The 11,735-nt window shown below is 44.7% G+C and carries 9 protein-coding genes; 8 read left to right on the plus strand and 1 reads right to left on the minus strand.

The window, feature by feature from the left end:
* Nucleotides 1–667: 667 nt before the first annotated feature.
* A complete protein-coding gene (gene queG / locus AB6E52_RS21815; protein WP_017059922.1) occupies nt 668–1,846 on the minus strand; it encodes a tRNA epoxyqueuosine(34) reductase QueG in 1,179 nt (392 codons plus the stop codon).
* Between the two features lie 240 nt (nt 1,847–2,086).
* Between queG and tsaE the strand changes: the two genes are divergently transcribed.
* The 8 genes from tsaE to hflC all read left to right on the plus strand — a co-directional run bounded on the left by tsaE (nt 2,087) and on the right by hflC (nt 11,607).
* Complete coding sequence (gene tsaE / locus AB6E52_RS21820) at nt 2,087–2,551, plus strand: tRNA (adenosine(37)-N6)-threonylcarbamoyltransferase complex ATPase subunit type 1 TsaE (RefSeq protein ID WP_017059923.1); 465 nt, start codon at nt 2,087–2,089, stop codon at nt 2,549–2,551.
* A complete protein-coding gene (locus AB6E52_RS21825) occupies nt 2,545–4,260 on the plus strand; it encodes an N-acetylmuramoyl-L-alanine amidase (RefSeq protein ID WP_102320572.1) in 1,716 nt (571 codons plus the stop codon). Before tsaE ends, AB6E52_RS21825 begins: the two co-directional genes overlap by 7 nt.
* Before the next feature lie 102 nt (nt 4,261–4,362).
* The gene (gene mutL, locus AB6E52_RS21830) at nt 4,363–6,558 is read left to right on the plus strand and encodes a DNA mismatch repair endonuclease MutL (RefSeq protein WP_102320573.1); all 2,196 of its coding nucleotides are present in this window, start codon (nt 4,363–4,365) and stop codon (nt 6,556–6,558) included.
* 97 nt (nt 6,559–6,655) lie between these two features.
* Complete coding sequence (gene miaA / locus AB6E52_RS21835) at nt 6,656–7,588, plus strand: tRNA (adenosine(37)-N6)-dimethylallyltransferase MiaA (RefSeq protein WP_017059926.1); 933 nt, start codon at nt 6,656–6,658, stop codon at nt 7,586–7,588.
* A 193-nt stretch (nt 7,589–7,781) separates the two neighbouring features.
* Complete coding sequence (gene hfq, locus AB6E52_RS21840) at nt 7,782–8,045, plus strand: RNA chaperone Hfq (RefSeq protein WP_017059927.1); 264 nt, start codon at nt 7,782–7,784, stop codon at nt 8,043–8,045.
* A 44-nt stretch (nt 8,046–8,089) separates the two neighbouring features.
* Nucleotides 8,090–9,397, plus strand: coding sequence for a ribosome rescue GTPase HflX (gene hflX, locus AB6E52_RS21845; RefSeq protein ID WP_017059928.1), 1,308 nt, complete (start codon nt 8,090–8,092; stop codon nt 9,395–9,397).
* A gap of 27 nt (nt 9,398–9,424) precedes the next feature.
* Entirely contained in the window at nt 9,425–10,627 is a 1,203-nt protein-coding gene (gene hflK / locus AB6E52_RS21850) for an FtsH protease activity modulator HflK (RefSeq protein WP_017063176.1), read from the plus strand.
* A gap of 2 nt (nt 10,628–10,629) precedes the next feature.
* Complete coding sequence (gene hflC / locus AB6E52_RS21855; protein WP_017059930.1) at nt 10,630–11,607, plus strand: protease modulator HflC; 978 nt, start codon at nt 10,630–10,632, stop codon at nt 11,605–11,607.
* Nucleotides 11,608–11,735 lie beyond the last annotated feature (128 nt).

An 11,735-nucleotide genomic window follows, 5' to 3' on the forward strand; every position in this document is an offset into this window, starting at 1 on the left:
GAGCGCAACCTTGCCAAGGTTGAGGTCATCGGTTCGAACCCGATGTATCGCTCCAGCTTTCTTCTAAAAAAGCTAATAAGTACTTTAAACCTCTGTGTTTAAAGGCGACCGCAAAGGTCACGCTCTTTCTTTAATGCTGCGAAGCATAATCCCCCAAAAAAGCAAATAATCCTCCATCATGGTGGATATTTTTTTGTCTTAAATTTTTCTTAGCAACTGAAATGCTAGTAAATATCAGGTCTCTGAAGCAGACACTTGAGGTTTTTCACATCTATAAACAGACTTATCCACAAAATGTTAGGTGTGGATAACTTGGTTGATAAAGTTGTTTCAGGCTTAATTCTTTGCCTATCCCTAAAAGATCTTTCTTGTTTTCAATATATTAGATGAATTGCAGCGATCGTAACTTGTTGTTTTTTATCAAGTTGGATGCCTATCTTGGATTTAATAAAAGATCGTTAACTTGTTGTTTTTTGATCTTAATCATTTATCGGTACTGTGTTTAACTTTGCTCGGGTGTCGGAAGTTTACGAGAGTTCTGAATTTTTTCCACATTGTTAGAATTGAGAACAAGGTCAAACATTGTTCTAAAATTATGTGCAACGAGTTGTCTTAAATATTGGACTATCGATGTGGGTGTCGCTGTCAATCGTTGATACCAAAAGGGCTAGGCGTCTCTTGGTAGTCCTTTCTCTACTATACGTATCAGTCTGTGCTTTTTGGTGGAGATTTTGCTGTTACTTTTTTGCACACAGCTATTTTTCTGCGTAGAGCTATCTTCTTGCACACTGCTAGCGTTGGGTAACTGCTGTAGTTGTTTATTCAAAGCCCACTCAATATGCACATCAAGCATTTCGTTTTTGCCTTGATGAGACTCCAGGGTTTCAATAATGCGTTGTTGAAATGGTGCATTGCCCATCGCAACAAAGATATTGCGTAACCACTGGGTGTGGCCGATACGTCTGATTGCTGAGCCTTCCATTTTCTTTAGGAAGGTTGCTTCGTCCCAACTTGAAAGTGAAACCAGATCGGCTTCTTGGAAATCTTCTCTGCGGTGAAAGTCTGTTTGCTCTGTGAGTTCGGCATGACGATTCCACGGGCAAACTAACTGACAATCATCGCAACCGTAGATACGGTTACCAATGGCATCTCTATACTCTTCAGGGATCACACCATCATATTCAATGGTTAAGTACGAGATACATTTGCGAGCATCCACTACGCCATCAGCAATAATGGCACCCGTTGGGCAAGAAGTGATACATGCGGTGCATTTGCCGCACTCATCAACACTGGGTTCATCCGTGGGAAGAGGGATGTTAACTAACAGCTCCCCTAGAAAGAACCAAGAGCCAGCGTCTTTATCAAGAATTAATGAGTGTTTACCTGTCCAGCCCAACCCTGCTTTTTGAGCGAGTGGTCTTTCCAAAATGGGCGCTGAATCGACGAAAGGGCGTGAGTCTAAACCCTCGACCTCTTTTTCAATTCTTTGTCCTAGCTTTTTCAACTGGTTACGGAACAATTTGTGATAGTCGCGGCCTAAAGAATAGCGGCTGATGTAGCCTTGAGTGGTATCGCTTAGGTTAGAGGCGAACTGAGCTTCTGGTGGTAGGTAGTTCATTCGAGCGCTGATCACTCGAATTGTGCCTGGGTGAAGTTCATCAGGACGTGCACGCATCATCCCATGTCGAGCCATCCAATCCATTTCGCCGTGGTTGCCAGCATCTAGCCATGCTTGAAGAGGGGCTTCGTGTTCACTTAAATCAACATCGCAGATGCCAACTTTTTGAAAGCCCAGCTCTTTTCCCCAGATTTTAATTTTTTCAGCAAGATGGTCTAGATTCATGGCTTATTTCTTATTTTCTCTGTTTTACAATTAGAGATAAGGCTAATTAAAATTAGGTTCGGCAAAAATGGGGGCGGATCTTAACGGATCTTAGTGGTGTTGACCAGAACAGACGCGTTTTGAGCAGTATTTTTCATAGAACTTACACTTGAGTGCTTGTCTCCCAAAAGCATCACGGTTTACTATTCTTGTTCTTTTGATTTTTATATAGTCAACGATCGATTTTTAGAGAACGTATTCATGAGCACGAAACAATTTACTTTGAAAGATGAACAAGCAACGATTCAATTAGGAACGGAGCTTTCGAATCTTTGCTCACAGCAGACGACTATTTATCTGCATGGTGATCTTGGCGCAGGTAAAACGACTTTCAGTCGTGGCTTTGTAAAAGCACTTGGCCATCAAGGAAATGTAAAAAGCCCAACGTATACTCTAGTTGAACCTTATCAACTTGCAGATTGGCAGGTGTACCACTTTGACCTTTATCGCCTAGCAGATCCTGAAGAGTTAGAGTTTATGGGAATTCGTGACTATTTTACGCCGGATGCTATCTGTTTGGTTGAGTGGCCTGAGAAAGGTTATGGGATGCTACCAGAAGCCGATTTGGATATTGATATTCGTTACCAAGACGATCACCGTGTTGTTTCTTTAACCGCTAATAGTGAATACGGACAGCGCTTACTTAGTCAGTTGGAGTTATGTTGATTTCTAAACGCCTTATTTCAACAGTGGCCATGATGGCTGCTGTTTTTTCTATACTGTTTTCTTCACTTGTTTCTGCAAACTCACTGAAAAGTTTAAGGGTTTGGCCTTCTCCAGAAGAAACTCGTGTGGTTATCGACTTAAAATCAGAAGCGGACTTTAGCTATTTCACCCTGAGTAGCCCGAGTCGCTTAGTGGTTGATTTAAAAAATACCAGTCTTGCGACTAAGTTACCGGTCGAGGTGAAAGACAGCCCTGTTCTATCTAAGATTCGTAAGAGCTCACCGCCAGACAAAAACACCTATCGCTTGGTTTTTGAGTTAAAGAAGTCGTCTAAAGCAGAATTATTCAAACTGAGCCCGACCCCAGGTGGTCAGTATGGACACCGTTTGGTGATCGACTTACCTCATGGTGCGGCAAGTAAAGCGACATCGACACCGAGTAAGCCAACGGTAAGTAAGAACATTAATCAGGTTAAGCGCCAGAAAGATATTCTAATTGTGATTGATCCTGGCCACGGTGGTGAAGACCCAGGTTCGATTGGTCCTACGCGTAAATACGAAAAAGACGCGACTCTGAGTATTTCTAAGAAGTTAGCAGCTCAACTGAATGCGGTCCCGGGGATCAAAACTCGTATGACTCGTAATGCTGATTACTTTGTGAACCTGAATCGACGTGTTGCGATTGCTCGAGAGAATGAAGCTCACCTGTTGATCTCTATTCACGCCGACGCCTTTACGACGCCTCAACCAAGAGGTGGTTCAGTGTTTGTATTGAACACTCGACGCGCAAATACAGAGATCTCTCGTTGGATTGAGAATAAAGAGAAACAGTCTGAATTGCTTGGTGGTAGCGGTGCAGCGTTCACAAGCAATATTGATGATAAGAACGTAAACCAAACCCTGCTTGATTTGCAGTTTAGCCACTCTCAAAAAGAGGGCTACAAACTGGCAACGGCAATTCTGTCTGAAATGGGTAAGGTTGCGAAACTGCACAATAGCAAGCCGATTAACACCAGCTTAGCAGTATTACGTTCACCACAGATCCCATCAGTACTGGTAGAGACAGGTTTTATTTCGAATCCGACGGAAGAGAAGCTTCTTTTCCAACGTTCGCACCAAGATAAATTGGCACGAGCAGTGACTAAAGCGGTGGTTAAGTATTTGAAGGCTAACCCGCCTGAAGGGATTATCTTGTCTAACGCAACGTCATCAACGGGCAGCGTGAGCCAACATAAAGTCTCTCGTGGTGAGTCTTTGTCTGTGATTGCGAGCAAGTATGGTACGTCGACACAGACGTTGATGAAGTTCAACAATCTGAAATCGAGCAGCCTAGCAATTGGCCAAGTACTTAAGATTCCAGGCAGTGCTTCAACTTCATCATCAAGCAGTGCGGTTAAAACGAAGACCATCACTCACACGGTTAAGTCTGGAGAGTACCTAGGTAAGATCGCCAGCCGCTATAAAGTGTCGGTGGCTGATATTAAACGTGAGAACCGTTTGAAATCAGAGACGGTGAGAGTAGGCCAAAAGTTACGTATTACGGTTGAAGTTAAAGATGTTCCTCTGCGCAAACACAAAGTTGCAAGAGGTGATTACCTTGGCAAGATAGCTTCGAAATACGGCGTGAGCGTCAACAGCATTCGCCAAGCGAATAAGCTAAGAACTGACAGTCTAGCTATCGGCCAAGTGTTGATTATTCCTCACAAGTAGTCTTGGGAATGCTAAACAGCTTCAGGTATATCAATGATAAAAAATAAGAACTAGTGCAAACGTAGCAGCGTTTCCATCAATGGCAGTAAGGTAGCTATAAATATGACGATCAAAATACTGCCAGCTCGGTTAGCTAACCAAATCGCAGCGGGTGAGGTGGTAGAAAGACCCGCTTCTGTTGTAAAAGAGTTGGTTGAGAACAGTTTGGATTCGGGTGCCACTCGTATCGATATTGATATCGAGAAAGGTGGCGCCAAGATGATCCGCGTTCGTGACAATGGTAAAGGCATCGTAAAAGATGAGCTTGCCTTGGCACTGAGTCGTCATGCTACCTCCAAAATCCACACTCTTGATGACCTAGAGGCGATCGTCAGCCTCGGTTTCCGTGGTGAAGCGCTGGCGAGTATTAGCTCGGTTGCGCGCTTGACCATGACTTCACGCCCTGCCACTCAAGATCAAGCTTGGGCAGCACACAGTGAAGGCCGTGATATGCAGGTGAAACTGCAGCCTGCGGCGCATCCTATTGGCACTTCGGTTGAGGTGTTGGACCTGTTCTTTAATACGCCAGCACGCCGCAAATTCTTACGCACCGAGAAAACTGAATTCACCCATATTGATGAGTTGCTTAAACGCATCGCATTGAGTCGTTTTGATGTGACGATCAACCTTCGTCATAACGGCAAGATGATTCGTCAGTACCGCGCTGCAAAAACACAAGTTCAAGCAGAAAAGCGAATCGCTGCGGTATGTGGCAATCCTTTTGTTCGTCATATGCTTAAGATCGAACTTGAGCATCAAGGCCTAAAACTTCATGGCTGGATCACCACGCCAGAAGGAGCAAGACAACAAAGCGACCTGCAATACTGCTATGTGAATGGTCGTATGATGCGTGACAAGCTGATCAATCATGCGATTCGTCAAAGCTACGAAACCAGCCTGCGTCCAGACCAATTCGCGACGTATGTGTTGTTCATTGAACTCGACCCACATCAGGTGGACGTGAATGTCCACCCTGCAAAACATGAAGTGCGTTTTCATCAAGCGCGCCTTGTGCATGACTTTATTTACCAAGCATTGAGTGATGGTTTAGCACAGAGCAAGCAGATCGATGCTGCACCAATCAATCAGTCGGCTTTTCATCAGTCAGAAGTGATTCATCATCAGCAAGATAGTACGAGCTCTGCAGTTGATGGTGTTGCAAGTTTCGCTGAGCCAGAAAGCGTAATGCCTAGCAGTTCGGATCAAACCCAAGTTTCGGATAGGGTGCGACACGCTATTGAGCAAACGCCTGCCTACCCGAGAAAAGCAGAATCAGAGCACGCTTTTGATAAGCCTCAACACAGCGTTAATGATGGTGGGCGACACTATGCTCCATCAACCAGCTCAAGTTCATCTGCTGGCCGAAGCTCGGCTACTAGTGACAGCAGTTTTACCGGTTCCTCTCGCCAAGAGTGGATAGAGTCTCGACCTGAACCTAAAAAAGAGAAAGAGCCACACCAACATCATGGTGAACCCGCGCCATCTAAGCGAGAAGTGAAAGCCTATAAAGAGCTTCTGAAAACGCCAGATTTTGATGAGCAAGTTGTACAGCCTTCACTTTCTCAAGAGCATGTGGCACCAGTAGAAACCAGAGACAACTTAGAAAATAAAGAAAATAAAGAAAATAAAGAAGCTAAGCCTGCTCAACAGAATCCCGTTAACTTGAAGCCAAGAGCACCTGTGACGGACTTGGGCAAAGCGGTCTCGATTGTGGAACGTCAGTATCTGGTAATGGGCAATAAGAACGGCAGTGTGCTGGTTTCCTTGGCTAAGGCTGAGTTATTGCGTGTTGTTGGTCAGCTTGATACTCGAGGTGGTGCGTTAAAAAGCCAACCACTATTGGTGCCTTTATCGATTAAGCTGGGTAGTGAACTTGTCGAAGTTGCTAAGGCGCTGAGTCAAACTCTGGCATTACTGGGGATTGAGCTTAAGGCGCGAAACAGCGAGGCGGTAATGGTGATGGGCGTGCCTTCTCCTTTAAGGCAGCAAAACTTACAAATTTTGATCCCAGATCTGTTATCTTACGCGGCTTCAATAAATGCCCAGGGTGCAGTGAAGCAACCTAATGACATGTTGTCAGCTTTGGTTAACTGGATCGGGATTCAAACCGCACAAGTAAAAAGCGACTACACTTTATCTGAAGCGGTTCAACTAGTTGGGGAACTAGAACAACTTTGGCATGGTCTACTTCCATTAGATGATCCAGAGTTTGTTAATCCTATCGACTTTTCAGCGACTATAGCCGCGTTTACGGTTTAATTTTTTCGCGACGACCTTTGTCTTTTTAGCTGAATACGTCGCGACACAAAGCCCTTTGCTAAAAAGCGCTAAAACAGAGAAGCAAATACAAAATATCATGACTGAAAAATTACCTTTAGCGTTGTTTTTAATGGGCCCAACGGCGTCAGGAAAAACAGATTTAGCTATCCGCTTACGTCAGAAATACCCTGTAGAGATCATCAGCGTCGATTCGGCATTGATCTACAAAGACATGGATATTGGTACCGCTAAACCGGATGCGGAAGAGCTTGAGCTCGCGCCTCATCGCTTGATTGATATTTTGGATCCAAGCGAAGCGTATTCTGCGGCAGATTTTCGTCGTGATGCGATCAATGAAATGAATAAGATTGTAGCGGAAGGCAAAATCCCGTTACTTGTTGGTGGCACAATGCTGTACTACAAAGCATTGTTGGAAGGTTTATCGCCATTACCAGCCGCGGATCAAGAGATTCGTAAGCAGATTGAAGCGGAATCTATCGAACAAGGTTGGCAGGCATTGCACGATCAATTAAGAGAGATAGATCCCGTATCCGCTGAAAGAATACACCCAAATGATCCACAAAGGCTTTCAAGGGCATTGGAAGTTTACCGAATTTCGGGTAAAACATTAACAGAGCTAACTCAAACGAAAGGCGATAGCCTGCCATTTCGTGTAAAACAATTTGCAATAGCTCCCAAGGAAAGGACTGAACTCCATCGCCGCATTGAGCTGCGTTTCGAGAAGATGATAGAAGCTGGGTTTGAAGATGAAATGAAGGCGTTGTACGCCAGAGAAGATCTTCACCCTGAACTGCCATCGATCCGATGCGTTGGTTATAGGCAGATGTGGGATTATTTAGACGGTAATTGTGATTTAGACGAAGCGGTTTTCCGTGGTGTCTGTGCAACCCGTCAGTTGGCCAAGCGACAAATCACCTGGTTGCGCAGTTGGGATGATTTAACTTGGTTAGATAGCGAAAACATTGATCAAGCGTTAGAAACTCTTTCAGATGCAATAGCATCTGATTAGTATTGCTGTGTATAATGTGATCGCTTTTGCGTGAATATACTCTGGAAAGGATCCGTTATTGAGGCTTTTAAAAAATCACAGCCTTTCAATAACAACGGAGTTTTTTTATTCATTTAGCTCAGATGCAAAGGCCGCACCTTTTTGTGCACCACTAGCTAAATAATTACAACAAAATACAAATAAGGAAAATAAAATGGCTAAGGGGCAATCGCTACAAGACCCATTCCTAAATGCACTCCGTCGTGAGCGCATTCCAGTCTCTATCTATCTTGTTAACGGCATTAAGCTGCAAGGTCAGATCGAGTCTTTCGATCAATTCGTGATCTTATTGAAGAACACAGTAAACCAAATGGTTTACAAGCATGCGATTTCTACTGTGGTACCTGCTCGCGCAGTTAGTCACCACAGCGGCGAGCAACGCACGCCATCTGATCGTCCAGAGAAGACTGAAGATTAATCGTTCAATTTGTACAGCTTGCGCTGTAATAAGGAGTTGGTTGCTTGTTTGACCGTTATGAATCCGGCGAGCGAGCCGTACTTGTTCATATCAACTTCACGCAAGAGGGAGAATGGGAAGATCTAAGCGAATGTGAAATGCTGGTCTCCTCAGCGGGGGTAGAAACGCTACAAGTGATTACTGGTAGCCGACAATCCCCACTCCCTAAATACTACGTTGGAGAAGGTAAAGCCTTAGAAATCGCACAAGCTGTTCAGCTGACCGGTGCTGAAATTGTGATTTTTAACCACTCCCTCTCTCCTGCCCAAGAGCGCAACCTCGAGCAATTGTGTAAATGTCGTGTGATTGATCGCACGGGTTTGATCTTAGATATTTTTGCACAACGTGCGCGAACTCATGAAGGTAAGCTACAAGTTGAGCTCGCTCAGCTTCGTCATATCTCTACCCGGTTGATTCGTGGTTGGACTCACCTTGAAAGGCAGAAAGGTGGTATTGGTCTTCGTGGTCCAGGTGAAACTCAACTGGAAACCGATCGACGTTTGTTGCGTGACCGTATAAAGGCAATACTACGTCGTTTAGCGAAAGTTGCTAAGCAGCGTGAACAAGGACGACGTGCTCGTAATCGAGCTGAAATCCCAACAATTTCTTTGGTTGGTTATACCAACGCAGGGAAATCAACACTTTTCAATCGCATCACAAGTGCTGGTGTTTATGCGGCAGACCAACTGTTTGCAACCCTAGACCCAACACTACGTAAGATTGATTTGGCAGATGTCGGGCCTGCAATTCTCGCAGATACCGTAGGTTTTATCCGTCATCTACCACACGACTTGGTCGCTGCGTTCAAGGCAACATTACAAGAGACGCAGGAAGCTGACATTTTGTTACATGTTGTTGATGCCAGTGATGACCGTTTTCGTGAGAACATTCAGGCTGTTCATGAAGTATTAGAAGAAATCGATGCTCATGAAGTGCCAACCCTTGTAGTCATGAACAAAATTGACTGCATGGAAGACCAAAAACCTCGAATTGAAAGAGACGAAGAGGGCGCACCTCGCGCTGTTTGGGTTTCTGCAATGGAAGGAGAAGGTATTGAGCTACTGTTTGAAGCTTTAACTGAGCGTTTAGCTAGCCAGATGGTTCAATTCCGGTTGTGTATTCCACATCAACATCAGGGTCGCATTCGCAGCTTATTCTTCGAGATGAAATGTATTCAACAGGAAGAGTATGATGAAAATGGTAACTTGTTGATAGATATCCGAATGCAACAAATAGATTGGTCTAAACTTGAAAAAAGAGAAGGGGCGCTCTTAGGTGACTTTATCGTTACCAAAGAGACTGCTACAGTATAACGTCATATCAAATGATGGAGCTTTCTAATGGCGTGGAATGAGCCTGGAAATAACAACAACGGCGATAATAACGGCCGCGATAATGACCCTTGGGGTAATAAAAATAATCGCGGCGGCCGAGATCAAGGACCGCCAGATCTAGACGAAGTGTTTAATAAACTAAGTCAAAAGTTAGGTGGCAAGTTTGGTAAAAAGGGTGGCAACGGTAACGGGCCATCTATTGGTGGTGGCGGTGCAATTGGCTTTGGTGTCATTGCCGTTATTGCTATTGCTATCTGGTTCTTCGCTGGTTTCTACACCGTTGGCGAAGCAGAAAGAGCAGTAGTACTTCGACTGGGTCAGTTCGACCGTATCGAAGAACCTGGTCTTAACTGGCACCCACGCTTCATCGATGAAATCAGTGATGAGCAACTAGTAAACGTTCAAGCGATTCGTTCTCTACGTGCTGCTGGCACGATGCTAACGAAAGATGAAAACGTTGTGACCGTTGAAATGGGTGTTCAATACCGTGTTTCTGACCCATACAAGTACTTGTATCGTGTAACGAATGCAGACGACAGTTTACGCCAAGCAACCGATTCTGCGCTTCGTGCGGTAATTGGTGACTCACTAATGGATAGTATCCTGACAAGTGGTCGTCAGCAGATTCGTCAAAGCACTCAAGAAACGTTGAACCGTATTATTGATAGCTACGACATGGGTATTCTGATTGTTGACGTGAACTTCCAGTCAGCACGTCCACCTGAGCAAGTGAAAGATGCATTTGATGATGCTATCGCGGCTCGTGAGGATGAAGAGCGTTTTGAACGTGAAGCTGAAGCTTACCGAAATGACATTCTTCCAAAAGCAACAGGTCGTGCTGAGCGTTTGAAGAAAGAAGCGGTGGGTTACTCAGAGCGCACAGTTAATGGTGCTCTAGGTCAAGTTGCTCAATTCGAGAAACTGCTACCTGAATACCAAGCTGCTCCTGAAGTAACACGTAACCGTATGTACCTAGATACAATGGAAAAAGTGTACTCAAGCACATCGAAAGTCCTGATTGATTCTGAATCAAGCGGTAACTTGCTATACCTACCAATTGATAAGCTAGGCGCACAAGGTGGTTCTCAGTCGGGCTCTCGCCCTGCAAAAGCATCATCAACTTACGATCAAATTGAGTTAGAAACTCAAGCGGATCCAAAGCCTAGCACTCAAACTCGTTCAGACAGTTCACGCCAAGGGAGATACTAATAATGCGTAAATTAATGATCCCTGTATTAGTTGTGACGATTGCCCTTCTATTGATGTCAGTGTTTGTGATTCAAGAAGGTGAGCGTGGCATGGTAATTCGTTTTGGTCGAGTTCTCGATGACAACGGCGTATCACGAATCTATGAACCAGGTCTGCACTTTAAACTACCGATGTTTGATCGCGTAAAAGTACTTGATGCTCGTATTCAAACGATGGATGGCCGTTCTGACCGTTTCGTAACATCAGAGAAAAAAGACGTTCTAATTGATACTTACGCAAAATGGCGTATTGCTGATTTTGGACGTTTCTATCTGAGTACCGGTGGCGGTAATATCATGACGGCAGAAGCACTTCTTGAGCGTAAAGTGACAGATGTTCTTCGTTCTGAAATTGGTTCTCGTGAAATTAAGCAGATCGTGTCAGGCCCTCGCAACAAGGACATCCTGCCAGACTCTGCTGATAGCGAAGTCGTCACAACGGTAGCGGCTGCAGAAGCACTAGAAGTTGATGGCGAACGCGATAAGATCATGGAAAACGTTTTGTCTGGAACGGCAGAAAGTGCGATGGCTGATTTAGGTGTTGAAGTTGTTGATTTTCGTATGAAGAAGATTAACCTTCCTGACGAAATCAGTGAATCTATCTACCGCCGTATGCGTGCAGAACGTGAATCGGTTGCTCGTAGACACCGTTCTCAAGGTCGTGAGAAAGCGGAAGTTATCCGTGCTCAAGCTGAGCTAGAAGTGGCAACAGTTCTTGCTGAAGCTGACCGTACAGCTCGAATCACTCGTGGTGATGCGGATGCAGAAGCAGCGAAGATCTACTCTGATGCGTTCAGCAAAGATCCTGAGTTCTACGGCTTCATGCGTTCATTGCAAGCTTATGAGACATCATTTAGCGATAAGAGCGACATTCTAGTACTGGATCCGAAGACTGACTTCTTCCAATACATGAATCAAGCAAGCGGCGCTCCAGCAAAATAAGCTGATGCGTTAGCGAATGCTTAGCTTAATAAGCAAAATACGTTAAAACTTAAAAGGCTCCCATTGTGGGAGCCTTTTTGTTTGTGCGCCGAGCATGGCGTTGATCTAGGAGGTGAAAGTCCTCTACG

Source organism: Vibrio sp. 10N.247.311.13 (assembly GCF_041467595.1).
GTDB lineage: Bacteria > Pseudomonadota > Gammaproteobacteria > Enterobacterales > Vibrionaceae > Vibrio > Vibrio crassostreae_C.

Bases quoted from the DNA above. Each gene is read 5' to 3' on its own strand.
- queG (WP_017059922.1), bottom strand. From the start codon at position 1,846: ATGAATCTAGACCATCTTGCTGAAAAAATTAAAATCTGGGGAAAAGAG.
- tsaE (WP_017059923.1), top strand. From the start codon at position 2,087: ATGAGCACGAAACAATTTACTTTGAAAGATGAACAAGCAACGATTCAA.
- AB6E52_RS21825 (WP_102320572.1), top strand. From the start codon at position 2,545: ATGTTGATTTCTAAACGCCTTATTTCAACAGTGGCCATGATGGCTGCT.
- mutL (WP_102320573.1), top strand. From the start codon at position 4,363: ATGACGATCAAAATACTGCCAGCTCGGTTAGCTAACCAAATCGCAGCG.
- miaA (WP_017059926.1), top strand. From the start codon at position 6,656: ATGACTGAAAAATTACCTTTAGCGTTGTTTTTAATGGGCCCAACGGCG.
- hfq (WP_017059927.1), top strand. From the start codon at position 7,782: ATGGCTAAGGGGCAATCGCTACAAGACCCATTCCTAAATGCACTCCGT.
- hflK (WP_017063176.1), top strand. From the start codon at position 9,425: ATGGCGTGGAATGAGCCTGGAAATAACAACAACGGCGATAATAACGGC.
- hflC (WP_017059930.1), top strand. From the start codon at position 10,630: ATGCGTAAATTAATGATCCCTGTATTAGTTGTGACGATTGCCCTTCTA.